Origin of the sequence: Shewanella sp. ENK2, from assembly GCF_043568515.1 — a bacterium.
In the GTDB taxonomy this organism is placed as follows: Bacteria; Pseudomonadota; Gammaproteobacteria; order Enterobacterales; family Shewanellaceae; genus Shewanella; species Shewanella japonica.
In genome coordinates, this window is sequence record NZ_CP171406.1 from 3356611 (window position 1) to 3381546 (window position 24936).

The following is a 24936-nucleotide window of genomic DNA, read 5'->3' on the forward strand; positions in this document are numbered from 1 at the left end:
AATCCTAGAACGGAGTAAGTTATGAACAATATCATTAAAATGCTCAACGATGAGCAAATGAAAACTGACGTACCTGAATTTGGTGCTGGTGATACAGTAGTCGTTCAAGTACGTGTTAAAGAAGGTGAAAAAGAGCGTCTACAGGCGTTCGAAGGTGTGGTAATCGCTAAGCGTAACCGTGGTCTTCACTCTGCATTCACTGTACGTAAAATCTCTAATGGCGAAGGTGTTGAGCGTGGTTTCCAAACTCACAGTCCACTAGTAGCTAGCATCGAAGTTAAGCGTCGCGGTCGTGTTCGTCGTGCTAAGCTTTACTACCTACGTGAGCGTTCAGGTAAATCTGCACGTATCCGTGAGAAGTTGGCAACTAAGTAATAGTTACCCGCTTGAAAAATTAGATGCAGTGTTCGCACAACAACCCGCCTATATGGCGGGTTTTTGTTTTATTAGTCAAAATTAAAAATTTTTAGGTTGCCAAGTGAACTTGAACAAGGCATAGTTAGCTCAATCTTGTAATGGTGTAGCGTTACAGTGGTATTTTAAATAGAGTTAACACGAACAGAAGTGAGTATAGAGCATGCAACAAGATACGATTAACAACGTCCACATTAGTTCTGAAAAGGTGTTGGTTACGCCAGCTGAGTTAAAAAATGAGTTACCGTTATCAGATCATGCTTATCAATATATTTTAGATGCTCGCCAAACGGTGGCGGATATTGTTCATAAGCGCGACAATCGTGTGCTAATCGTGACAGGTCCTTGCTCTATTCATGACATCGATGCAGCAAAAGAATATGCATTAAAACTTAAAAAACTTCACGATGAGTTAAGTGGTGAATTTTATATCTTAATGCGAGTGTACTTCGAAAAACCTCGCACTACAGTAGGCTGGAAAGGACTTATTAATGATCCTGATATGAATGAATCATTTGATGTCGAGAAAGGCTTAAGAATGGCGCGTGAGCTGATGATTTGGCTTGCAGAGCTTGAACTGCCTGTGGCAACAGAAGCACTTGATCCTATTAGCCCGCAATACATGTCAGAGTTAGTTACTTGGTCTGCTATTGGGGCAAGAACGACTGAGTCGCAAACCCACCGTGAAATGGCATCGGGCTTATCTATGCCGGTGGGATTCAAAAATGGTACTGATGGCAAACTAGATGTGGCTATTAATGCATTAAAGTCAGCTGCCAGTAGTCATCGCTTTATGGGGATTAACCAACAAGGGCAAGTATCATTATTGCAAACGGCAGGTAACCCAGACGGGCATGTTATCTTACGTGGTGGTAAAACCCCAAACTATGACGCAGAAAGTGTCGCCGTTTGTGAAGAGCAATTACATAAAGCCAAACTGAATGCACGATTAATCATTGACTGTAGTCATGGTAATTCATCTAAAGATTACACAAGACAAACCTTAGTCTGCGAAGATGTGTTTCAGCAAATCGCCGACGGAAACCGCTCTGTAATTGGTGTGATGTTAGAAAGCCATTTAAATGAAGGAAATCAAGCTTGCGATAAACCATTACCCGAGCTTGCTTATGGCGTATCTGTCACAGATTCATGTATCAATTGGGCGACGACTGAGTCATTATTGCGTCGTAATGCTGAATCATTAAAAGCAATTTTACCTACCCGCTTTGCGGCTAAGTAGTTGACCAATACTGCAGAGATTGAACTACCATGAACGAAAAAACGACATTAGATTTAGAAAATTTACGAGAGTTAATAGATGGCGTAGATAAGCAGTTATTGAATTTGCTACGAAAGCGCTTAGATCTTGTTGCGCAAGTCGGCACGGTTAAGCATGCTGCAGGTGTCCCAATTTATGCTCCGCAACGTGAAGCTTCAATGCTGGCTAAACGCCGTAAAGAGGCGAGTGAGATGGATATTTCTCCTCAACTTATTGAAGATATTTTGCGTCGTTTAATGCGTGAGTCTTATTTAAATGAGAAGGATGTTGGTTTCAAGCAAGTTAAAACGGATCTTGGTCATATTGTTATTGTAGGTGGCGAAGGTCAATTAGGTGGGCTTTTTAGTCAAATGCTGACGCTGTCTGGTTATCAAGTTAAAAGCTTAGATAAAGATGATTGGCATCGTGCTGATGAACTTTTTGATGGTGCTGGAATGGTGATTGTCACTGTGCCTATCAAGATTACATGCGATCTGATCAGAGACAAATTAAATAACTTACCTGAGCAGTGCATATTAGCTGATTTAACATCTATTAAGTCTGAACCGTTAAATGCAATGTTAGCAGCCCATAAAGGCCCTGTAGTTGGCTTACATCCAATGTTTGGTCCTGATGTTGGCAGTTTAGCGAAACAAGTTGTGGTTGTTTGTGATGGCCGTGGAGCGGAGTCTTATCAATGGCTACTTGAGCAAATAACCATTTGGGGTGCTCGAATTGTCAATGAAAATGCCGAAAAGCATGATAAAGCCATGCAGTTAGTTCAAGCAATGCGCCATTTTTCCAGTTTTGTTTATGGGGTGAATCTGTGTAAAGAAGAGGCTGATATTGAGAGCTTATTGCAGTTTAGTTCTCCGATTTACCGTCTTGAGTTAGCGATGGTTGGTCGCTTGTTTGCTCAAGATCCTGAGTTGTATGCCGATATAATATTTGCACAAGAAGGCAGCCAAGTTGCGATTAGTGATTATCTTGATAATTATCGTGATGCGCTGACATTACTTCAAACTGGTAATCGTGAGGCTTTCGTTGCCCAGTTTAAAGATGTGGCTAAATGGTTCGGTGATTTTGCTCCACAATTTCAACATGAAAGTCGTGCAATGTTGCAGTCAGTTAATGATATGAAAACGAATTAGTTTCAATTCGGTTGTAAAAGTCAGCTAAATATTGCGAAATGACGAAACTAGGATTATGGTTATAAGGGAGTTACGCTGAGTAACTCCCTTAAATTTAACGTGAATAGGAGTGAAGTCTGATGACAGAGACTGAGGTTTATACCGCAGAAGATTTATCACTCGGCCACTTTTTATACGCGCTCATGAGCGCATTTCCATTATTCTTTTTGCCTGTTTTCTTTAGTTTATTGATTAACCTGTCACAAACTAATATAGCGACACATTCATTGCTGTCATCGCATTTACGTTGGCAACGTAACAGTATTACTGGGTTAGTCACTTTATTGTTGATTGGTTACTTTATTCCTTTGCTCTGGCTCAGCATCCCGATTTTTTTGGCTGCTTTAACTTGGTTTAGCTACCGTATTTTTAAAGGTTGGTTAGGGCTAAATGACAGTGTGAATATGTACTAAACAACGGCTAAAGCCTTGCACCTAAAGTAAGGTCAAATACAGTAAGACTAAAAATAAAAAACCGAACTCTTTAGTTCGGTTTTTTGTTGTTTGTTAATTTAGCTAACTAAAGCTAACAGAAGCTAGATTTTAATAACAAGTTTGCTATTGATGCAATTGATGTAAAAGTTCAGTTTGTTGTGCTGTGTCGGTTAGTTGCTTATTGCCTATAATCAGTCCGTTTGCACTTAGCTGTTTAATCGCTTTAGCTTGTTGACTGACGAGATTATCTTCAACTGCAAAACTAGTGTTCCCAAGTATTGGTAAGTGGCTTTGTGCGATAACTTCAATTAAACCTGCAAGGTCTAGAGATAATTGCTCTGGTGTTGTAAAGCTTCTTACACCAGCTTCAACGAGTATTAATTGCTGATTACCTTGCGTCAGGATTTTGTTTGCCGATGCAAGCCAGTCAACGGTGCTCGCCATCGTATTTCGCTCTAACAATACTGGCGTTGTCACTGAGCCCGCAGAACATAATAATTCATCGTTATACATTTCTTTGCCTGAAATGTAGACCATATCAGCTACTTTCACCGTGTCGTTAATCTCGCTGACTGAATTTACTTCCACGACGCTAGTTAAGCCTGCTTGGTCTAGTAAGTGACAGTATTGCTTTATCTCAGATAAGGAAACACTTTCAGTTGCAGTATTAAGCATTAACACTGCTTGATATCCTGTTTCTTTGATTTGTTTCACTTGTGCTGCAAAGGCATCATTCGCCATTGGAATATCAAGTTGTTTAATGGCCGCAAACTCGCCTTTGCCGACGTTGAATTGTTTAACCTCTATGACCGTTTTTTGCTGGCGATATAAAGTTGAATGTTTTGGGGCATCATCGAGAGTGTTGCTTTTTTCACTGGTTTCTTTTGAGCTGACGGGCTCGATAAGTAATTGACTATTATTTAATTGAGTTGGTTTTACCGTTTCGCATGGGTAACAACCTAGCACTTTAATAAAGCGTGTTAAGCGTTCTAACTCTTTAAGCGCTTGTTGAAGCTCTGCAGTTGCTAAGTTTGCATCAACATCTAAATAAAACATCTCTTCCCAAGGGGTTCCAGGAATAGGGCGAGACTCTAATTTACTCATATTGATATTATGAGCTTTGAGTACGAGTAGCGTTTCAACTAGCGCACCAGGTTTTTGTCCTGTAGCCATAATCAAGGTTGTTTTAGCGGGTAATTGAGAAGGCACATCGACAGCTTTTCTAGCCACAACAATAAAACGGCTTTGATTTATTTTTTGATTTGCTAAACCGTTTTCAGCCGCACTTAGCTGATAAAGCGCTCCGCCTTCTGCACTACCAATAGCAGCAACGCTATTATCGTCAGCATCAATGACATTTTGCATCGCTTCAGCACTACTTGAGCGATATGCCAAGGTTAATTTAGGGTGTTGTGATAGCCAGTGACTGCATTGGCTAATGGGTTGCGGGTGAGCAAATACTGTTTTGATATCTTCTAGGCTTGCTCCGTCTTTGGTCAATAAGCAATGACCCACTTCAATGGTGGTTTCACCGACAATAGAAAGAGATGTGTGTTGTAAAACATCGTAAACTTCATTGATGGAACCTGATGAAGTATTTTCTATAGGCAGAAAACCTAAGTCAGCATGACCAAGCTCTACGGATTTTACGATTTCATCAAAGCTCTGACAGCCTAAATCAATCATTTCCACTTGTCTGCGCTGGCAAAAACGACTGGCAGCTAAATAAGAATAAGAACCGCGAGCACCTAGATACGCAATAGTCGATTGGGGTTGCTGAATTTCAGGGTTAGCACGACCGTGAAGATATGCTTGCTGATTAAGTACAGAGTCTTCGATAATGCTTTGATATAAAGAGATAACAAAATGTGCGTCTAAACCGTGTTCTCGACCTTGTTGCACCAGTCTTGCAAGTAACTCTTTTTCACGTTTGGTATCTCTGATAGGTCTGACATCGACTTCCTTACTACGTGCAACATCCAAGCTTAAACTTCTTCGTTTTGAGAGAAGTGATAGTAACTCTTTGTCTAGGGCAGTGATTTGCTCTCGGGTTTGATTTAATTCTGGCGCTTTTTTCATTATTGCCTCTATAAAGACTGCTTAGAGATACTTACTGCCGTATGCATCAGGAATAAATTAATAAAAAGCCCCCCAAGTGGGAGGCTTCTAATTTCATTTTCGTTTTTACACAAAAAATCCGCCTCAATGTGGGGGCTGAATAAAAAAGAAAATAAAATTGCTTGGAATGAATTTGTTCATGTCATTAAAACTAAAGTGCAGAGCAGGTTGTGTCAATTAAATTATGCTCAAGATTATCGATAAACTGAGGTTATTAATGCTAAAGACATAAAAAAGCGCATCCGAGGATGCGCTCTTGGTTGTTATGTAAATTGATCGTCAAGCTGCTGTTTCCTCCTTGTAGTCATACTCAAAATCATTATCGGTTTCAGCCATTGGCGAAACGTGACGTTGAGCTTGTGGTTTGTGGGTCAGGCGATTTAGCTGTTTTTCCAGCTTTTTACCCATTGCAGTAATTGCTGCGTAAAGGTTCTCGTTTTTCGCCTGGGCAAATAATTCTCCACTTGGCAAGCCTACAGAAGACTCAATTTTAAAGATCTGCTTTTCCTGAGTGATGATAACGTGTGGGTTAATTAATTGAATATCGTGTCGTGTGAGTTTTTCAAACTGTCCTTCAATACGTTCAAGAATTGGTGCAGTGACTTCAAGTTGCTTGCTAGTGATTTTCAGCATATTTCGAACCTTCTGTTGTTTGCTTAAGTTCAGATTACCAAGCTTATAAACAAAAAGTGTGATCTAAATCACGTTTTTAATCCAATAATAGACTGTTTGATTCATATTTGATCGCTTAGACGTTTTTGGTAAAAAACTCAGTAAAATTGCTTGAATTCCTGTTTTAATCGGCTCATATTGGAATGGATAACATGACTTACACCTCCAAGTGATGATTCATTTTTGACCCACTTTTTATAATAAAATGACCTCATAAATCCTCTCTTGCTCCATCACTTCTTTTTCTTTGCTTATGAGTGTCACTCTTTTTACTGATAGTTGACCGATGTTACTGTAAAAATGAATGGGCAAGCATGGAACTCACCTAGTTTGTACAGCCTTGGCTAAATAAGTTGATAAGCGGTTAAATTGACATAAAAAATTACGCTTCTTTACGCAAGAGCTCTATGAGAGCATGTCTAGTGTCTTTATACTGCTAAACAATCTATGAACTTTGATGACTAATAATATGAGTATAGAACAAAAGAAAATTAAGGTATGGGACATACCAACTCGATTATTCCATTGGTTAACGGTTGGGTTATTATTTTCACTTTGGTGGACTGCCGATAGTGGAGAAATGGAGTGGCATCAAATATGTGCCTATAGCTTCATGGTTTTGATTATATTTAGGCTGTTATGGGGTGTTATAGGCAGTGAAACTTCCCGTTTTAGTGACTTTATTGCAGGCCCTAAAAAAGTTATGGCCTATGTTACTGGAAAAAAGACTTCACCAGTCGTTGGTCATAACCCATTAGGTGGCTACATGGTATTGTTTATGCTGGCCGTGTTAAGCCTTCAATTGGTCAGTGGTCTATTTTCTAGTGACGACATATTTACTGAAGGTCCTCTATATTCAATGGTTTCTTCAGATGTTAGTCGTTGGTTTACATGGCTGCATAAAGTCAATTTTAACGTCATTTTGGCTTGTATCATCCTCCATATTTCAGTCATATTGATTTATGCCATTAGAGGCAATAATTTAGTTTCTGCGATGATTTCTGGTAATAAAAAGCTGTCAGATGAAGAGTTAAGCATGTTACCAAATACGCCGAAAATGGCTTCATCTATCTTAGCGATCAGCTTAGTGCTTATATTAAGTGCTGTAATTGGGTATTGGCTGATTGCACCTATTGTTGCTTTCTTATAAATCGATACTTAATTATTCTTATATTGATTTGTTAAGATCAAAAAGCCCACTTTAGTAGTGGGCTTTTAATTTGTATTGATTAATTAAATTAATTAATCTTTTTTATACATATCGTGGCAACCTTTACAGCTCTTGCCGGTATTACCAAAAGCCTGCTTGATTTGTTTTTTATCGCCACTTTGAGCAGCAACTGATAACTTAGCGGCATTCTCTTGGAAAGTCGTCATTTTGCCATCAAAGTCAGCTTTGTTTGACCAGATTTTGGCTAGCGCTTCAGTATCGCCCTTGTCAGATCCATCAATGAAGCCTTCATGTGGTATTTTTGCTAACGCTTCAAGGTTTGCTGCACGAGTTTGAAAAACATTAAGATCGAAATCTTTTTTACCTTTCAACATGGCACCCATGTCTGCAAATTGGTAACGGATTAAGCTAAATCCTGATTTACGATAATCAATCGCGTCATCTGCATCTTCAAAGTTGTGCGCATTGACACTTGGTATAAGTAGTGCACTCACTGCTATTGCTAATATCTGGCTTTTCATAAGCTTTCTCTTATTTTCTAGTTATATGGTTAAGAAATGTCATCTAGGTTCATGTCACATTTTACACATAATTTTGAACTGAGTGCGAGTGTTGTTTGTGTCTATTTGTAAGTAAAAAAAGTAAAACTTAGCAATTATAAAAAAGATTCAAAATTTTTTATTTCTATCGAGAAAAACTTGGTACACTTTGTACTGTTGAAGCATTACTAAAAGAGAGCAATATGCGCGCAAATTGGGAATCCGTGATTGAGAAGGTGTTGAGTTATCCTGATTCAGACGAGTTGAATGTGTTATTTCAATTGCTATTAACTGAAGAAGAACGCAGTGCCGTTGCAGGTCGTTTAAAAGTTTTCCAATTACTACTTCAAGGTGAACTCAGTCAGCGACAAATATCAGCAGATTATCAGGTCAGTATTGCTACAATTACACGATGTTCAAATTATCTAAAAAATATGAATAATGAACACCGTGAATTGATCCGTAATATGATTTTGTAAGGCTCGTTAATGATAAATGGGTCTTTAAGGTAAGGATAATTTTGATCTGATTTTGATTACCAACGCTGCATTTTAACGACTGGGACCTTATGGTGCCTGTAGCTAATTCGGCGCAGTAAAATGTATAAACCGTAGGTCAATAAACAGATAGAGAATACGACACCTGAATCTCGTGGTAGGAATCGAAATATAAGTCCCGCAGACATAATGTAAATGAAGGGTAAATAACCATAAATACTCTCAGGTAAAATCCCATCGATACGTTTTCGCTTCCTGTCGGTTCGGCGGTTACGCGAGCGTTGATTCCAAATGTGAGCGCCATAAAAATATACCAGTAACGATGCTATGATGGCATAAGGTTCTTTTAATAGGGCAACACTTCCAGCCCCAATAACCAGATAAGTTAATGGTAGGATTTCATAGATTGGTTTAATTAACATAAGCACTCCGTCGCTTGTTATTAATCATCAGCTAGTATCAAAAATTAACGCTATAATCTTTGTCGATACTCACTGCTGTTTTTTTATACTCCTTAAATAATAACTTAAAAAAAATACGTTACCCATGAAATTGGCTAACGTATCTTTGATTTCAAACTTTTGGCGTAGTGCTGAGAGCCTAAGTCATTGAATTAAGCATTAAGCACTTCACACCCGCTGTTGAGTTAGTGACAACCACAGCCACCATTGCCATCACAGCCAGGCTTTTCTGTATCACATTGCTCGTGTTCATGAGCATGATCATGGCCACAACCGCCTGCTGCATGAATATGTCCGTGAGCCACTTCTTCAGCTGTCGCTTCACGAACATCCATCACTTCGACACTGAAGTTTAGGGCTTGGCCTGCAAGAGGGTGGTTGCCGTCTACAACGACAACGGTATCTTTTACTTCTGTCACTTGAACAGGACGTTGACCCATTTCTGTTTCTGCAATGAAACGCATACCTGGAACGATATCTTCGATATCACCAAAAGCTTCTAAAGGCACTTCTTGTTTTAGGCCTTCGTGGTATTCCCCGTAAGCTTGTTCTGTTGGGATATTTGCATCGAATTTATCACCAGCAACTTTGCCTTCAAGTTCAACCTCAAGACCCGGAATTAATCCTTCTGTGCCATGAAGGTAAACCATTGGTTCTGCTTCAAATGAACTTTCAATCAGTTCGCCATTAGCGTCTGTTAAGCGGTAGTGAATAGTCACTGCTGAATGTTTTGTGATTTTCATATCGACTCCAATTCTTAATGTGGCGGCATGATAATACTTTTTAACTTTGTGTGCGATGATTTGTATCTGCTTTTGCTTATTCAATCACATGTTTCTGAATTTGTTTAAAATGAAACAATTTCAAGCAAGTTGATGATAGAGGAGGTTAAAACATCTTATTTTGTTGAGTTGACGGATAATCAGTACTGGTAATCGTATTATTCATGCTTTTATCTTTATTCGCCCTTTTTTGTACAGTTTAAGTAGCTGTTTTGTAGGTTTTTTTATGTTTGTGTACTCAGGGGGTTACGTTTACGTAAACAGGGGTTTTATGCGGGATTTTGTATTATTAGCGGATAAAAACTGTCATTAGCAGTTTATTTCTCAACGATATTAGAACAATCTGGAATAAGCGGTTAAAAATAAAGCTTTATTAGGGGTTGACAACAGAGGGCAAAAAAAGCAATTCTGTTATTAATTCAAAACAAGTACATATTTGCTCGTGTTAATTGCATTGTTTTTTTCAATTTAATAGCAAAAATAGTACAAAAGAAAACAAATTTTAAATAAGTAGAGTGTTCGAATGAATGTCCATCAATATGTTGTAGCTACCATTATTACTACAACCACCACAATTACTATTGTGGGGGCGGGCTAAGTACACCCTAAAGATTTTATCGAAAGCCCGCTTCCCACAAAGAAGCGGGCTTTTTTGTTTCTATGCATAAATTATGAATAAATTTAGCTAAAGCTAACGAGTTAATGGAGTAATAAAATGAAAGTAATGAAGTTTGGCGGCACCTCGTTAGCCAATTGGCAACGTTTCCTCATGGCGGCAGATATTATTGAGCAGTCATCGGCTCAAGAGTCTGTTGCAACAGTCTTGTCTGCGCCTGCAACCGTAACAAATGGGCTATTAGAATTAGTGGATTTAGCGCAGCAAGGTAAGGACTACAGCGCGACGTTAACTCAAATTGAGCAGGTGTTTATAGGGTTATTTTCCAATGCTGCACAGACGCTTATTTCTGCTGAGCAGAAACAAGTTTTAGATGAAAAGCTGGTTATGCAACTGGCGGATTGGAAGAATAAATTAACTGGAATCGCCTTGTTGAATGAATGTCCTGACCATGTAAGGGCGCAAGTTGTTGTATCGGGTGAGCGTCTTTCTGCTGCGTTAATGGAGCAGGTTATGAAGGCTAAATCGTTGACTGCTGCACAGTTTGATCCTCGGCAGCTTTTTTAGCTCATGGTAAGCCTTTAGAGTCAGTTGTTGATATTAAAGCAAGTAAACAACGTTTTGCTGCATTAAATTTAGAAGAGGCAAGAGTTTGGATTATGCCTGGGTTTACTGCGGCAAATGAGTCAGGTAAAACGGTCACTTTAGGTCGAAATGGCTCAGACTATTCAGCTGCAGTTTTGGCTGCATGTATAGATGCATCAAGTTGTGAAATTTGGACTGATGTCGATGGTGTTTATAATACTGATCCCCGTGTTGTTGCCGATGCTAAGTTACTTGAACAGTTAAGTTATCAAGAAGCCATGGAGCTGTCGTACTTTGGCGCTAAAGTATTGCACCCTAAAACCATTGCACCGATAGCTCAGTATCATATCCCTTGTTATATCAAAAACAGTTTTAATCCTTCTGCGCCTGGCACTTTAGTATCGAACGAGACTGACAAGACCGGATTGCAAGTTAAGGCTATTTCAAACCTTGACGATCAAACAATGTTTAATATCTCTGGCCCGGGAATGAAAGGCATGGTTGGTATGGCCAGTCGGACATTAGATGCCATCTCTCGCAGTGGTATTTCAGTCTCTTTGATCACGCAAAGCTCATCTGAATACAGCATTAGTTTTTGTGTTAATACAGATGAAGCTGAAAAGGCCAAACAAGCGCTTGAGCTTGAGTTTGAATTAGAAATCCAGTCAGAGCTGCTTGAACCAATCGAGCTAAGACAACATTTAGCGATTGTTTCATTAATTGGCGATGGCATGAAAACTCATAAAGGGGCGGCGGCGAAGTTCTTTAGTGCGTTAGCTAAAGCCAGTGTGAACATCGTAGCGATTGCACAAGGCTCATCTGAGCGTTCAATCTCGACTGTGATTGAACAACGTAAAACTAAGCATGCTATTGCAGCTTGTCATCAAGCTTTTTTCGATGTTCAACAATATCTCGATGTGTTCCTCGTCGGGGCGGGCAATGTGGGAGCGGGTTTATTAGCGCAAATTCACCAACAAGCTCAAATGCTGAAAGAGCAGCACATCACAATGCGAGTGTGTGGCATCGCTAATTCTCGTAAAATGTTGTTAAACAGTGACGGTGTTGATTTAACACATTGGCAAGCTTTACTCGCTGATTGTCAAACAAGTTATGATCTACCCGCTTTGTTTGCTTGGGGTAAAGAGCAGCAATTACTTAATCCTGTGTTAGTGGATTGTACTTCAAGTGAGCTGGTTTCAGACAGATACGTCGATGCAATGAACGCTGGTTTTCATGTTGTTACCCCAAATAAAAAAGCCAACACTCGTGATTATCAATATTATCAACAATTGCGAAGCACAGCGTTGTTGCAACGTCGTCAGTTTTTATATGAGACAACAGTCGGTGCAGGGCTTCCTGTTATTGATAACTTGAAAAAGCTGTTATTTGCAGGTGATAAATTGCAACGATTTAATGGCATATTATCTGGTTCATTATCTTATATCTTTGGCATGCTAGATGAAGGCATGAGTCTATCTGAAGCCACGTCGATTGCTCGTGAAAAGTGCTTTACTGAACCTGATCCTCGTGAAGATTTAAGTGGTATGGATGTCGCACGAAAAGTCTTAATTTTGGCGCGTGAAGTGGGCATGGAACTTGAGCTAGATGATGTCATCGTAGAGTCAGTATTACCTGCATCTTTCGATGCATCAGGGGATATCGACACCTTTATGGCAAACCTTCCTAAACTTGATGCTGAAGTGAGTGCGCGAGTTGAAACAGCAAAAGCTGCAGGTAAGTTACTGCGTTATGTTGGTCAAATTGAAGATGGAAAGTGCTATGTACGTATTGCTGAAGTGGATTCAAGTGATCCACTTTACAGTGTTAAAGGCGGCGAAAACGCCTTAGCATTTTACAGCCAATACTATCAGCCTATCCCATTTGTGCTAAGAGGCTATGGCGCTGGAACTGATGTAACAGCTGCAGGCGCATTTGCAGATGTATTAAGAACGCTTAATTGGACACGAGAGGTTGGGCTATGAGCATAACAGTTTATGCACCAGCATCTATGGGGAATGTCGGTGTCGGCTATGACTTACTTGGGGCTGCACTTGCTCCAATTGATGGAAGCTTACTTGGTGACCGGGTGATGATTGAGTCAGCTGAGTCTGGTGTACATTACTCTCAAACAGGCGTTTGGGCAGATAAGTTACCTGCAGATGGAAAAGACAATATAGTCTATCAGTGCGCTGAATTTTTTCTTAAAAAGCTAGCTATTCAACAAGGTGTTGCTATTAGGCTCGAAAAAAACTTACCAGTCGGCAGTGGATTAGGCTCGAGTGCCAGTTCAGTAGTTGCCGCTTTGTATGCGCTTAATGAACACTTTGAACAACCGTTTGACCAGCAAGCCTTGTTATTATTAATGGGTGAGTTTGAAGGTATGATTTCTGGCAGTGTTCACTTTGATAATGTGGCACCGTGTTATTTAGGTGGAATGCAGCTCATGTTGAATACTCCACAACAGGTCTGCGCAACGATCCCTAGCTTTAAACAATGGTATTGGGTTGTTGCTTATCCAGGGATTTCATTGTCGACGGCTAAAATGCGAGCGCTATTACCCGAGCAATATGACAAGTCCGTGGCGATTGACTTTGCAAGAAACCTTAGTGCTTTTGTTCATGCAAGCTATCAGCAAGACGCCTCATTAGCCATCAGTGTGCTAAAAGATGTTATGGCTGAGCCGTATCGTGCCAGTGCTATTCCGGGCTATACAGCAGCAAGAGAGGCATTAGCTGAGCTGGGTATGCTAACAACAGGTATTTCAGGCAGTGGGCCGACTTTATTTTCTGTGACCGATGATTTAGCCGTTGCAGAGCAAGCTAAATCGTGGCTTGAGAAACATTATTTATCACAGGCTGGTGGTTTTGCCCATGTCTCGCCAACTCGACGATGCTGGCACCCGTCGTGTGTAACTCAATTATTATTGTATAGGCGTACCAAAATGGAATTATATAATTTAAAACATCCTTCTCAAGTGGTCAGTTTCAGTGAAGCGGTACAACTTGGACTTGGAAAGGATAGAGGGTTGTTTTTCCCTAAATCAATACCAACAATATCGAATATTGATGAGCTGCTACAGCTTCCTTTTGTTGAGCGAAGCAAGAAAGTGCTGGGCGCTTGGCTCGCTGATGAAATCGGTCAAGCAAGTGTTGATAAGTTAGTTGAGAATGCATTTACTTTTGAAGCGCCGTTAGTTGCTGCTGATGATAAGCGCGCTTGTTTAGAATTGTTTCATGGACCAACCTTAGCATTTAAGGATTTTGGTGCACGCTTTATGGCCCAGTGCGTTAATTTACTTGCTGGTGATAAAAAGTTAACGATTTTAACGGCGACTTCTGGAGATACCGGCGCGGCAGTTGCTGATGCTTTTTATGGCTTAGATGCCGTACAAGTTGTGGTGATGTACCCAAAAGGCAAAATCAGTGAGCTACAAGAAAAAATGTTCACTACATTGGGACGCAATATTCATACTGTTGCGGTAACTGCTGATTTTGATGCCTGTCAAACCTTGGTAAAACAAGCATTTGATGATAGTGATGTTCGTGATGGGCTACATTTAAACTCGGCTAATTCAATTAACATCAGTCGGTTATTAGCACAGATTTGTTATTACTTTGAAGCGGTTGCACAAGCAAAGCAAAAAGGTAACGACGAGATTGTAGTGTCAGTACCTAGTGGTAATTTTGGTAATTTAACTGCTGGGTTATTTGCAAAAGCGATGGGCTTACCTATCAAGCGTTTTATCGCTGCAACTAATTCAAATGATACCGTTCCTCGTTATTTATCAGCTGGTGATTGGGCGCCAAATGCGACTGTTGCGACGATGTCTAATGCTATGGATGTATCTGAACCATCAAATTGGCCAAGAGTTGAAGCAATATGCGAAACAATGGGGTGGCCATTATCATCGATAACAGGCGTAGCGTTAACGGAATTGCAAACCACCAAAGCGTTAAGTGACTTATACCAATTAGGCTACCAATCAGAGCCACACGCTGCGATTGCGGCTCAAGCTTTGACAGATGAGCTTAAGGCTAACGAAACAGGCATATTTTTAGGCACAGCTCACCCTGCTAAGTTTAAGGATGTTGTGGATGAGCAATTACATATTAACCTTCCTTTACCTAAAGAACTTGAGGCGGTGGTTAATAAACCTATATTGTCAGCGGAATTAGCACCTGACTTTGAGCAATTAAAAGCACACTTATTTAAAACCTTAAATTAACGAGTAGGGCTTAAAGCTATAAAGCACCGTAAAGGTGCTTTTTTTATGGTAAAAATTGTTCAGGAATATGCTTTTTCATTGTTTTTAAAGGGGGTTATTACAATCATTTATTTTATGATCTTCGTCATAACAAGAATTCAACCACTAGTGTAGATTGTAAATACTCGAAGTGTGATTAATCTATATACATGAAGGAATTGTGGTTATGGATAAAATGATATTGAAAAGGCTAATGAATGATCATAAGCATATTGCAGTTTTACTTGATGTATTAGCTAAAAAAATCACAAACTTTCCCAAGGTGAAGCGGTTAACTTTTCGTTGATCAGAGATGTTGTCGAATATATGCAAGTCTATGCTGAGCATAGTCATCACCCTTTAGAAGACATCACTTACAATTACTTTGTTAAACAATTTTCTAGCCCCTGTAATACTCAACTACACGAAGAACACACAAAGCTTGCTGAGTATTCTGGTGCATTAATGTATAGCTTGAATCTTATTCTATCTGATGTGGTTATTTCTCGTGAAAAGTTAGTGACAGATTTGCAAGCTTATGTCGATATTCAGCGCAGCCATATGCACTACGAAGAAAGTGAATTGTTTCCTTTATTTGCAAAACAACTCACCGCGCAGGACTGGGATACGATTAAATCTCAATGTGAAAAGCAATTAGTGGATGATCCTTTATTTAGTGACAATGATGAAAGTATCTTTGAAGATTTAAAAGCGCACATAGGCTTAGTTTGAAATGTTAATTAAATGAAACAAAAAAAGAGCGCTATATGCGCTCTTTTTATTTTTTGATTTATGAATAACTATTCAATTAGTTTTAATGCTTATAATGGCATTGTTTCAAAATCAAAATCAAAACTTGTATCAATGTCTTGAAGTTCTTTGAGTAGACGCTGTTTGTCCTTTAACGCTTCTATCTCCCGCCATTTACGTTTTTTGTTTGAGCTTTTTGAGCGAGTTGGTCTTTCAACAACTTGGTCTAGCGCACCACCATAGTCTAAACGATCCATGGTAAACCTCCCTTGTTATTATGATGTCTCTATGCAAATAAGTATCATATTTCATCGCTATTGTGCAATAGCTTTGTTTCATTTTTGTTAATGCGGGCTGACAATTTAATGAAGCTTTACTGGCTAATTTAGTGACTTGTGCTATGTGAAGAAATAAGAGGGAATAAAAAAGCCAGCTTATGCTGGCTTTTTTAGGGTTTATATCTGACCTTGTCGATATAAATTAATTAATGCATTACTCGAACAATCTAGCTCTGAAGCGTCTTTCTCAGCTCCAATCCTATCAAGAACGTCATTTCCAAGTACCTTACCAAGTTCAACTCCCCATTGATCAAAAGAGTTAATTTGCCAAATAGCACCTTGAACAAAGGTTCTATGCTCATAAAGTGCGATTAAAGCACCTAAAGTGGTAGGGGTTAGCTTATCCATTAATAATGTGTTGCTAGGCTTATTGCCTGACATGACTTTGTGCTGTGAAATAAGGCTTTTTTCTGCTTCTGGCATATCTTTCTCTGCAAGTTCAGCGTATGCCTCATCATACGTGCGCCCTTGCATTAATGCTTGGGTTTGTCCAAAGCAGTTAGAAGCAAGTTGGTTATGATGTTCACCTAACGGATTATGGCTTTGAAGCGGCATAATAAAGTCAGCAGGAATGAGTGCAGTGCCTTGATGCAGTAATTGGTGATAAGCATGTTGACCATTGGTGCCTTCACCGCCCCAAATTACCGGACCAGTACTAAAGTCAACTTGAGTACCATCTAGCATGACTGATTTACCATTACTTTCCATATCAAGTTGCTGGAAGTAAGCCGGTAAACCACGCAGGTAATGGTCATAGGTTAATACCACATGAGACTGCGCATCATGGAAGTTGCCATATAACACTGATAGCATGCCCATAATGACAGGCATATTTTGCTCAAGTGGTGTATGAGCAAAATGTGTATCCATCTGATGAGCACCGTCTAGTAACTGTGTAAAGTTGTCGAAGCCGACTAGCAAGGCAATGGGTAAGCCAATTGCTGACCATAATGAATAACGACCGCCAACCCAGTCCCACATAGGGAAAATGTTTTCAGCGTCAATACCGAATTCTGTGGCTTTATCGACGTTTGAAGTCACTGCAACAAAGTGTTTTGCAACATCAGTCTGCGAGCCACCATTCGCCAAGAACCAATCTTTAGCGCTAAGCGTGTTGGTTAAGGTTTCTTGAGTGCCAAATGATTTAGATGACATAACAAACAGGGTTGTTTCTGCATCTAAACCTTTTAACTTTTCACAGATAGAGGTGGCATCAACATTGGCAACAAAATGACAATTAAGACCTTTAACCCAGTACGGGCGTAATGCTTGAGAGACAATTTTTGGACCTAAAAAGGAGCCGCCAATACCAATGCTGACAATATCAGTAATGGTTTTACCGGTATAACCCTTCCAGTGGCCATCTTGCACTGATTCAACAAACTGCTGCATTTTAGCCAGTGTCTGCTGTACTTCAGGTACGATATTCTTGCCTTCAGCCATTATTACCTGTTCAGGCTTACTGCGAAGTGCCGTATGAAGTACTGCACGGCCTTCTGTGTTATTAATAATGTCGCCATTAAACATGGCTGCAATCTTATCGCTTAGGTTAGCTTCTTTAGCTAATTTGAACAGCAAAGATAAGGTTTCATCATTAATGCGGTTTTTAGAATAATCTAGTAATAAACCACAGTCCTTAACACTGAGTTGCTCAAACCTTTGAGGGTTTTGAGCAAAAAGTTCGCGCATATGAGGCAATACAGATGCATTTTGAATTAACTGCTGCCAGGTATTACTCTGAGTTAAATGGGTCATGCAAATCACTCCATTGATTAATTAATTAGCCTAGCTTCTCGTTTAACATGACTTCAAGTTTCCCTTGGTCAATGGCAAAGTTACGAATGCCTTCTGCTAATTTATCTACAGCCATTGGATCTTGATTATATTCCCAGCGGAATTGTTCTTCAGTAAGTGGGGTTGGTGCTGCTTCAACTGACGTAGCTGGTGCTAACTTTTGTGTGATAGCTGCATCGCTATTAGCAAGCTCTTCAAGTAATGCAGGCCCAATGGTTAAGCGGTCACAACCAGCAAGTTCGATGATCTCGCCAATGTTACGGAAGCTTGCGCCCATAACAACGGTGTTATACCCATGACGCTTGTAGTAATTGTAAATGTCGGTTACTGATACAACACCTGGATCGGTCTCAGCAGTGTAATCTTGACCCGTGTCTTTTTTATACCAATCTAAAATACGACCAACGAAAGGTGAGATTAAGTAAACACCGGCTTCAGCACATGCACGTGCTTGAGCGAAACTGAATAGTAAAGTTAAGTTACAGTTGATGCCTTCTTGTTCAAGTTGTTTTGCTGCGCAAATACCTTCCCACGTTGACGCAAGTTTAATAAGAATACGAGATTTATCGATACCAGCTTCTTTATAAAGCTTGATTAACTTATGTGCTTTTTCAATTGAACCATTTTTATCAAATGAAAGGCGAGCATCAACTTCTGTCGAAATACGGCCTGGGACAATTTTAAGAATTTCAACGCCGATATTAACTGCTAATTTATCGCCTGCGTCTTCTACTTGTTGCGCTACTTCATTTGACTGAGCTTTAGCCCAATTAATTGCATCATCAATTAGTGGTGCGTACTCAGGGATCTGAGCTGCTTTTAAGATCAGAGAAGGGTTTGTTGTCGCATCTTCAGGTTGGTAACGTTTGATTGCTTCGATGTCGCCAGTGTCTGCAACAATAGTTGTCAGTGCTTTAAGTTGAGCTAACGTGTTCGCCATGGAAATTTCCCTCTCAAGTAACAAAGTTGTTTTGTTGAATGCGGTTATTAGAAGCGATTTTACTGTATTTTCCAACTGTATTTGTAAAAAAATTACATAAAAAAGTAATTTTTGAGCAACTAGACATGAAATCTTGTTATTTAATACCTGATTTATTAGCTATTTAGGTAATAAATAATGATTAAAAATAATTGTTACCGATAACATCCCTTTGCTGCTGTGGTTTTTAAATATGTCACTTTTCTTTCAAAATTAAAAAGTCGCTGCAAGCAGCGACTTTTATTTGGGCTAATTAAGCTTTGGTACTTATTTTAGTACAGGGCGTTTCTCAGCACCACTTACTACAGCATCAATACGACGGTTTTGTTTGTTAGCTTCAGGTGATGTGCCTTCCATAATTGGATTGTCTTCACCAAAACCAACGGCTTTTAATCGACTTGCGTCAATGCCGTATTTTTCAACTAAAGCGTCAACAACAGCTTGTGCACGGCGCTCAGATAAATCCATATTATAATCAGCATTACCAACTAACGATGCATGACCTTCAATCACTGCAGTTGTGTGCGGATTATCTTTTAAGTATTTAGCGCCTTTTTCTAGACGAGTGTATGATTCAGGTTTTAATACTGCAGAATCATTATCAAAATAAACACCTTCCATACGAGATGAAATAGGTGCATCTTCATAAATAGTACAACCTTGGGCATCTACTTTGTGAGTCGATGGGGTGTCTGGACATTTATCCATATCGTCTGTCACGCCATCGTTATCAGAATCAATTGGTGCAGCAACAACCGGTGCAACGACTGGCGCTGGAGCGGGTTTATCAACACCGAAACGATAGCTTAATTCAAGACCCCAGTAATTACTTTCCATATCAAGGGTATTGTATTTATCGTCATCTAAGTTTTCGTAGCGGCGATATTTAGCTTGTAACTTTAAGTTTTCAGTAAAGTTATATCCAATACCTGCACCTATGTATGGTGCTATACCACTGTCACTATAATATTCAGTATTATAGTTTTTCTTGTTTGAGATAAGGTAATTCATCGCACCAGCTTCAGCCGATAAACTCCACTTATCAGCAAATGGATAAAAACCGACTAAGCCTAATGCCATGCCTCTAGCGCCAACATCATTACGTTTGTTGCTGTAGTCAGTCCATTCTGCGCGACCTAAATCACGGTAACCGAGTTCAACACCAAAGTAATCATTGAATAAGTAACCACCGAAAACATCCCATGCATAAGGGTCGTCTTCACCACATACTTTCATTGTTTTTTGATCGCAGTTTGGTTCGTAATTATTAACACCAAGACCACCACCGACATACCACGGTGTTAACTCTTGCTCTGCTGAAGCAGCAAAAGGTAACAATGAGGTGAGTAGTACTACTTTTAATGTGTTCTTCATCATGTATAAGTCCATTGTTATTTTACTCCACCAAAACACATGTAAATAATTTGTTTGATACAAGTGTCGCTGACGCTTATGTGGTGTTCCTATTATGTTTTTGTCAGCGTGCTAATTATCGTCGTAATTTCAATGGTTTTCCATAGTAATAAAGAACAATGTTGGTATTAATTTAACAATCTTTGCTTTTTGGGCTGTTTTAAGGGGAGGGAGTTCGTAAGAATGTTGCAAGTAAGGCGTGCTTTTTAACAATTGTGTAGTTTGCTCGAAGTGACGCATTTGAGGTGAGGTAAATAAAATTTGAGGATATAAAGCGCCAAATGGCGCTTTATATCCTAGTCGAGTTATCGTTATCTACTAACCGTTATCGAGTCCACACCCAGTTTTCAATTTCTTGAGGGTCTACACCATTTGCTTTGATGTAGTTACGGTGCTCAACTAAGCGTTGTAACATATCGGTTGTGATGGCGACGTGCTGTGTTTCATCAATTACACCTTGTTGGAATAGCTTGTAAGCCATATCTATCACTAAATGATAACGTGAGGTGCCATTACGGACACCCATGTCAAATGGTGTCGTAGTAGAACCTTCTTCTTCGTAGCCTTTAATTCTAAAGCGGCGACTACCTTTATAATCAAATACAAGTTTCTTGATGGTATTTGGGTAACCATGGTAGTTAAATACCACGCCTTTATCTTCAGTAAATATTTCATCCATCATCCAAGGTTTAGCTTGGAAGTCTCGACTACCTAAACCATTACTATTGAGTTCAGTTACACTGACAAAACGAATGCGAACTCGAGGTAATAGCTCACGGATAAGTACTAAAGATGCCATACATTCCTGGGTGACATAATCACCGCAGCCAGCTAGAACCACATCTGGATTCTCATCCGATGCAAAATCCCAAACCATGACACCGTCTTGAGTTTGCTTACGTGCTTCATCTAACGATAGCCATTGTGGTAGTTCTTTTTTACCTGCAACTAAGATGTTTAACTTATCGCGATCTTCATAAGCGCGCTCTGTGTACGTTAGAGTCGAGTTACCATCTGCAGGTAAGTATGCTGAAATAATATCAGGGTGTTTCTCTAACATTGCCCCTAAAAAGGATGGGTTCTGATGAGAGTAGCCATTATGGTCTTGACGTTCTAATAAAGAAGACAACACAACGTTACAAGAAGGCACAGGTTTGCGGAAATGAACCCCTTGGCTTGCATATACATATTTACAGTATTGATCTGCCATTGAAGACACAACTTGTGAGAAGGCTTCATAGGTTGGGAACATTGCATGGCGACCTGTTACGGTATAACCGTGCATCATGCCGAATAACAAGTTTTCTGACAGTAATTCGATGACACGACCGTCTCTTGCCATATCTTGATCCCAGCTCTTAATTGGCCATTGCCAAGCACGGTCTGTTTCTTCAAATACAGCTTGAAGTTGGTTTGAGTAGGTTTCATCAGGGCTGAAGATACGTAAATTACGTTGATCACGGTTTAATTTGAGCGCATCACGCATCCATTCACCCATTTTGTACATAGATACACCTCGAGTGCCTCGTGGTGTTTCTGGCCCATAGCTCAATTGTTTTAAGTCAGGTTGCGCTAGAGCACGTACAACTTCTCCGCCGTAACTTAGATGCTGTCTACCGCAACATAAGTGCTTAGGTGGTATAAGCGATTGAATATCTTTATCGAAGCTAATTTGTCCATCAGCATTGATGTCACATAACTCATCGAACTTATAACTCTCTAGCCAGTCATTCAATGCTTTAAGATGGCTTGGATCCGTTGCGCATTTATTAACGATGACTTGATGCGACTCACAGTTACCTTCAAGCTTTTTACCACCGTGTTCTGCAGTGCCAGTCCAGCCTTTAGCTGTACGCATTAAAATAACAGGCCAACGTGGTTTGCAGACGTCTTCGCCATTTCTTGCGCGAGTTTGAATGTCATTGATCATTTCATAAGACAGATCCATTGCATTTGCCATTTGCACAAAGACATCTTCTTCAAGCTCATCATCGACAATAATTGGGTGATAACCTAAGCCACGAAACTCAAGATCAAGCTCTTCGTGATCCATACGTCCCATGCGAGTCGGACCAGAGATCTTGTAACCGTTGATATGAACAATAGGAAGTACTGCGCCATTGGTTGCAGGATCTACAAGTCGGTTAGCATACCAAGATGCAGCTAATGGACCTGTTTCTGATTCACCATCACCGACTAAGCATGCTGCGATAAGATTTGGATTATCAAGCACTGAGCCCCATGCGACAGAGAGCGAGTAACCTAACTCACCGCCTTCAAGGATTTGACCTGGTGCTTCTGGGTTAGCATGAGAAGGGTAGCCATAAGCTGCTGAGAATTTTTTACAAATATCTTCAATGCCAGATTCATTATAAGGAATGGTTTCTGGATAAAAGTGGCTTAATGAGCCTTCTACAAAAAGGTTAGCTTGTACAGCAGGGAAGCCATGACCTGGGCCAACCAAGTAGATGAAATCTCTTTGATGTTTAACAATGAGGCGATTGACGTTGGCGTATACGAAGTTAATACCTGGGCAAGTGCCCCAATGGCCGAGCAGTCTTGGCTTAATATCATCATGCTGTAATGCTCTTTTGAACAATACATTTTGTTTTAGGTAGATTTGAGATGTGGCAAGGAAGTTCGTTGCTCTAACAAATTTTTTCAGCGAAGTGATTTCATTTGCTTGTGTCATAGTGACCTCAGTATTTTTAAGATTTAAGTTGATTTGATACTTAATGAGAACACTGTATTCTTATTTTGGTTGCAATAATGTGGTCTTTGTCTAACTTTTTATTAAATATTTTTATAATTAAAATGGGTTAAAGTTGGTTTTGTGTTAAAGCTTATGGGTGTGAAGGGCGTAGGATTGTTATTTGAGATGCAGCTAAAGGCTGCTAATTAGATAAGTGTGATCTTGATCACCTGCTGGTTCAGATCTTCTATGCTAATTTTTTGCACCGAAAAATCAGCGATAAGAATTGAGAAAGTTTGCTAGGCATTCGTGCCTAAAAAAAGTAAAGTTAACTCGATCAAATCCTAAATAATAAATAACTAATATTTCGCTCACTGAAATTCAATGTGATAAGCAAATGAAATACCTGCTGAATTGAACTTGAGTGCTCTTATTAAAATAATACGATAATTTTATTTTGTCCGAAGCGTTTGTTTTGATGCTTAATCACAAGCCAACTTTTTACAAAATAAAGTTATTCGAAGGAATAATTTAAGCAAATGGCAATGTTAGAAACGATTGTGAATTTCATGAACGATTTACTCTGGGGTAAATTGTTAGTTTATGGGCTAGTAGGCGCAGGTTTATTTTTTACTGTACGCTTAGGCTTCATCCAAATTACGCATTTTGCGCATGGTCTCAAAATTTTATCCATTAGCCGCCGTCCAGGTCGCAATGGTTTATCTTCTTTCCAAGTTTTCTGTACCAGTATGGCGGCCCGTGTCGGCGCCGGTAATATGGCAGGTGTTGCTGTCGCAATTGGTGCAGCTGGTCCCGGCGCAGTTTTCTGGATGTGGGCAATTGCGATGCTAGGTATGGCAACCGCAATGATTGAGTCAACGCTTGCGCAAGTTTATAAAGTAAAAGATGTCGACGGTCAGTACCGCGGTGGTCCTTCTTACTATATGGAGAAAGGACTTGGCCAACGTTGGATGGGAATTCTATTCTCAATCCTACTGATAATCTGTTTTGGTTTAGTGTTTAATGCAGTTCAAGCTAATACAATTACTGGTGCAATGACTGCTGTATTTGATTTGAACCCGATTTATGTGGGTGTGGCAATTGCTGTATTAAGCGGTTTAGTGATTATGGGGGCCTTAAAAAAGTCGCTAAAGTTTCTGAGATTGTTGTACCTGTTATGGCATTAGCTTACATCGCCATTGCATTAGTGGTTGTATTGATGAATGTCGAACAACTACCTGCAGTATTTATGTTGGTGATTAACAGTGCGTTTGGTTGGCAAGAAGCCGCTGCTGGTGGTGTTGCTTATAGTGTTGCACAAGCAATGCAAGCAGGTATTGCGCGCGGATTATTCTCGAATGAAGCTGGTATGGGTAGTGCTGCAAATATTGCGGCAAGCGCATCGCCAAATCCTAACCACCCTGCATCGCAAGGCTTTGTGCAAATGATGGGTGTATTCGTTGATACTATCGTTATCTGTACAGCTACTGCGGCAATTATTTTATTGTCAGGTGATGCAGCTGGGAGTGGCGACGGTATTGCTAAAACCATTAACGCTCTGTCATCGCATGTTGGTGACTGGGGTGGAGCATTTATTGCTTTTGCTATTTTACTGTTTTGCTTTACATCAATTATCGCTAACTATTCTTACGCTGAAACTAACGTCATGTTCTTATCTGGCAATAAGAAAGGTGCATTACCAATCTTTAGATTAGTTGTGCTTGGCATGGTAATGTTTGGCGCCGTTGCAAAAATCAATATTGTTTGGAACTTAGCAGACGTGTCGATGGGCTTAATGGCATTGGTGAATATGATTGCACTGCTATTATTATCAGGTTTAGCTGTTCGTGTGATTAATGACTATCGTCAACAGATTAAAGCTGGTGAAGAGCCGATGTTTGATACTGATAAGTTCCCTGAGCTCGCAGAGCAGTTAGAAGACGGCATTTGGAAGAATAAGCCTGCTGAGTCATCAAAATAGGCATCTTTG

At 39.8% G+C, this 24936-nt stretch carries 17 protein-coding genes, 4 pseudogenes and 1 other annotated feature; of the genes and pseudogenes, 11 read left to right on the forward strand and 10 right to left on the reverse strand.

What is annotated here, in order from left to right; translation table 11 throughout:
* Positions 1–21: 21 nt before the first annotated feature.
* From rplS to ACGEDC_RS14765, 4 genes are all read left to right on the forward strand, one after another.
* Positions 22–375, forward strand: coding sequence for a 50S ribosomal protein L19 (rplS, locus tag ACGEDC_RS14750; protein ID WP_055025610.1), 354 nt, complete (start codon positions 22–24; stop codon positions 373–375).
* Positions 376–577: 202 nt separating this feature from the next.
* Complete coding sequence (locus ACGEDC_RS14755; protein ID WP_065109041.1) at positions 578–1654, forward strand: 3-deoxy-7-phosphoheptulonate synthase; 1077 nt, start codon at positions 578–580, stop codon at positions 1652–1654.
* A gap of 29 nt (positions 1655–1683) precedes the next feature.
* Positions 1684–2823 carry a bifunctional chorismate mutase/prephenate dehydrogenase gene (gene tyrA, locus ACGEDC_RS14760; protein ID WP_055025612.1) on the forward strand — a complete coding sequence of 380 codons (1140 nt, stop codon included), beginning with the start codon at positions 1684–1686 and terminating at the stop codon, positions 2821–2823.
* A 119-nt stretch (positions 2824–2942) separates the two neighbouring features.
* Positions 2943–3275, forward strand: coding sequence for a hypothetical protein (locus ACGEDC_RS14765; protein ID WP_055025613.1), 333 nt, complete (start codon positions 2943–2945; stop codon positions 3273–3275).
* 144 nt (positions 3276–3419) lie between these two features.
* Here ACGEDC_RS14765 and ACGEDC_RS14770 read toward each other — a convergent pair whose 3' ends face one another.
* Positions 3420–5375 (reverse strand): chorismate mutase, encoded by a 1956-nt coding sequence (locus ACGEDC_RS14770; protein ID WP_394494106.1) that lies wholly within the window; start codon positions 5373–5375, stop codon positions 3420–3422.
* Between the two features lie 59 nt (positions 5376–5434).
* Positions 5435–5548: a sequence feature (Phe leader region), on the reverse strand.
* A gap of 145 nt (positions 5549–5693) precedes the next feature.
* Positions 5694–6047: a ribosome hibernation-promoting factor, HPF/YfiA family gene (hpf, locus tag ACGEDC_RS14775; RefSeq protein WP_055025657.1), complete on the reverse strand. Its 354-nt coding sequence runs from the start codon at positions 6045–6047 to the stop codon at positions 5694–5696.
* 508 nt (positions 6048–6555) lie between these two features.
* Here hpf and ACGEDC_RS14780 point away from each other — a divergent pair.
* Positions 6556–7236 (forward strand): cytochrome b/b6 domain-containing protein, encoded by a 681-nt coding sequence (locus tag ACGEDC_RS14780; RefSeq protein ID WP_394498362.1) that lies wholly within the window; start codon positions 6556–6558, stop codon positions 7234–7236.
* A gap of 92 nt (positions 7237–7328) precedes the next feature.
* On the opposite strand, the gene ACGEDC_RS14785 is transcribed toward ACGEDC_RS14780, so the two are convergent.
* The gene (locus ACGEDC_RS14785; RefSeq protein ID WP_211028493.1) at positions 7329–7778 is read right to left on the reverse strand and encodes a c-type cytochrome; all 450 of its coding nucleotides are present in this window, start codon (positions 7776–7778) and stop codon (positions 7329–7331) included.
* Between the two features lie 221 nt (positions 7779–7999).
* Here ACGEDC_RS14785 and trpR point away from each other — a divergent pair, with 221 nt between their 5' ends.
* Positions 8000–8275 carry a trp operon repressor gene (gene trpR, locus ACGEDC_RS14790; protein ID WP_055025616.1) on the forward strand — a complete coding sequence of 92 codons (276 nt, stop codon included), beginning with the start codon at positions 8000–8002 and terminating at the stop codon, positions 8273–8275.
* 56 nt (positions 8276–8331) lie between these two features.
* Here the strand turns inward: trpR and ACGEDC_RS14795 are convergent, their stop codons facing one another.
* Together ACGEDC_RS14795 and ACGEDC_RS14800 are read right to left on the reverse strand one after the other, a co-directional pair.
* Positions 8332–8715, reverse strand: coding sequence for a hypothetical protein (locus tag ACGEDC_RS14795; protein ID WP_394494110.1), 384 nt, complete (start codon positions 8713–8715; stop codon positions 8332–8334).
* A 224-nt stretch (positions 8716–8939) separates the two neighbouring features.
* On the reverse strand, positions 8940–9497 hold the full coding sequence (locus ACGEDC_RS14800) for an FKBP-type peptidyl-prolyl cis-trans isomerase (protein WP_055025618.1): 558 nt from the start codon (positions 9495–9497) through the stop codon (positions 8940–8942).
* A gap of 754 nt (positions 9498–10251) precedes the next feature.
* Here ACGEDC_RS14800 and thrA point away from each other — a divergent pair.
* From thrA to ACGEDC_RS14820, 4 genes and pseudogenes are all read left to right on the forward strand, one after another.
* Positions 10252–12719 (forward strand): annotated as a pseudogene (thrA, locus tag ACGEDC_RS14805) (bifunctional aspartate kinase/homoserine dehydrogenase I).
* A pseudogene (gene thrB, locus ACGEDC_RS14810) lies at positions 12716–13649 on the forward strand (homoserine kinase). The pseudogenes thrA and thrB overlap by 4 nt, the downstream one beginning before the upstream one ends.
* Positions 13650–13678: 29 nt before the next feature.
* Positions 13679–14962 carry a threonine synthase gene (thrC, locus tag ACGEDC_RS14815; RefSeq protein ID WP_394494112.1) on the forward strand — a complete coding sequence of 428 codons (1284 nt, stop codon included), beginning with the start codon at positions 13679–13681 and terminating at the stop codon, positions 14960–14962.
* Between the two features lie 217 nt (positions 14963–15179).
* Positions 15180–15712, forward strand: a pseudogene (locus ACGEDC_RS14820) (hemerythrin domain-containing protein).
* 89 nt (positions 15713–15801) lie between these two features.
* On the opposite strand, the gene ACGEDC_RS14825 reads toward ACGEDC_RS14820, so the two are convergent.
* The 5 genes from ACGEDC_RS14825 to ACGEDC_RS14845 form a co-directional block, all read right to left on the reverse strand.
* Positions 15802–15987 (reverse strand): DUF3545 family protein, encoded by a 186-nt coding sequence (locus ACGEDC_RS14825; protein WP_055025622.1) that lies wholly within the window; start codon positions 15985–15987, stop codon positions 15802–15804.
* Positions 15988–16185: 198 nt separating this feature from the next.
* Positions 16186–17823, reverse strand: a complete 1638-nt coding sequence (pgi, locus tag ACGEDC_RS14830; protein WP_211028484.1) for a glucose-6-phosphate isomerase — start codon at positions 17821–17823, stop codon at positions 16186–16188.
* A 25-nt stretch (positions 17824–17848) separates the two neighbouring features.
* On the reverse strand, positions 17849–18802 hold the full coding sequence (gene tal / locus ACGEDC_RS14835) for a transaldolase (RefSeq protein ID WP_394494115.1): 954 nt from the start codon (positions 18800–18802) through the stop codon (positions 17849–17851).
* A gap of 306 nt (positions 18803–19108) precedes the next feature.
* Positions 19109–20218 (reverse strand): OmpA family protein, encoded by a 1110-nt coding sequence (locus tag ACGEDC_RS14840; protein WP_055025625.1) that lies wholly within the window; start codon positions 20216–20218, stop codon positions 19109–19111.
* Between the two features lie 361 nt (positions 20219–20579).
* Positions 20580–22946 carry a phosphoketolase family protein gene (locus ACGEDC_RS14845; RefSeq protein WP_394494118.1) on the reverse strand — a complete coding sequence of 789 codons (2367 nt, stop codon included), beginning with the start codon at positions 22944–22946 and terminating at the stop codon, positions 20580–20582.
* A 545-nt stretch (positions 22947–23491) separates the two neighbouring features.
* Here ACGEDC_RS14845 and ACGEDC_RS14850 point away from each other — a divergent pair.
* Positions 23492–24927, forward strand: a pseudogene (locus ACGEDC_RS14850) (alanine/glycine:cation symporter family protein).
* The last annotated feature ends 9 nt before the right edge of the window (positions 24928–24936 follow it).

Coding starts and splice junctions, on each gene's coding strand:
- rplS (WP_055025610.1), top strand. CDS start 22: ATGAACAATATCATTAAAATGCTCAACGATGAGCAAATGAAAACTGAC.
- ACGEDC_RS14755 (WP_065109041.1), top strand. CDS start 578: ATGCAACAAGATACGATTAACAACGTCCACATTAGTTCTGAAAAGGTG.
- tyrA (WP_055025612.1), top strand. CDS start 1,684: ATGAACGAAAAAACGACATTAGATTTAGAAAATTTACGAGAGTTAATA.
- ACGEDC_RS14765 (WP_055025613.1), top strand. CDS start 2,943: ATGACAGAGACTGAGGTTTATACCGCAGAAGATTTATCACTCGGCCAC.
- ACGEDC_RS14770 (WP_394494106.1), bottom strand. CDS start 5,375: ATGAAAAAAGCGCCAGAATTAAATCAAACCCGAGAGCAAATCACTGCC.
- hpf (WP_055025657.1), bottom strand. CDS start 6,047: ATGCTGAAAATCACTAGCAAGCAACTTGAAGTCACTGCACCAATTCTT.
- ACGEDC_RS14780 (WP_394498362.1), top strand. CDS start 6,556: ATGAGTATAGAACAAAAGAAAATTAAGGTATGGGACATACCAACTCGA.
- ACGEDC_RS14785 (WP_211028493.1), bottom strand. CDS start 7,778: ATGAAAAGCCAGATATTAGCAATAGCAGTGAGTGCACTACTTATACCA.
- trpR (WP_055025616.1), top strand. CDS start 8,000: ATGCGCGCAAATTGGGAATCCGTGATTGAGAAGGTGTTGAGTTATCCT.
- ACGEDC_RS14795 (WP_394494110.1), bottom strand. CDS start 8,715: ATGTTAATTAAACCAATCTATGAAATCCTACCATTAACTTATCTGGTT.
- ACGEDC_RS14800 (WP_055025618.1), bottom strand. CDS start 9,497: ATGAAAATCACAAAACATTCAGCAGTGACTATTCACTACCGCTTAACA.
- thrC (WP_394494112.1), top strand. CDS start 13,679: ATGGAATTATATAATTTAAAACATCCTTCTCAAGTGGTCAGTTTCAGT.
- ACGEDC_RS14825 (WP_055025622.1), bottom strand. CDS start 15,987: ATGGATCGTTTAGACTATGGTGGTGCGCTAGACCAAGTTGTTGAAAGA.
- pgi (WP_211028484.1), bottom strand. CDS start 17,823: ATGACCCATTTAACTCAGAGTAATACCTGGCAGCAGTTAATTCAAAAT.
- tal (WP_394494115.1), bottom strand. CDS start 18,802: ATGGCGAACACGTTAGCTCAACTTAAAGCACTGACAACTATTGTTGCA.
- ACGEDC_RS14840 (WP_055025625.1), bottom strand. CDS start 20,218: ATGATGAAGAACACATTAAAAGTAGTACTACTCACCTCATTGTTACCT.
- ACGEDC_RS14845 (WP_394494118.1), bottom strand. CDS start 22,946: ATGACACAAGCAAATGAAATCACTTCGCTGAAAAAATTTGTTAGAGCA.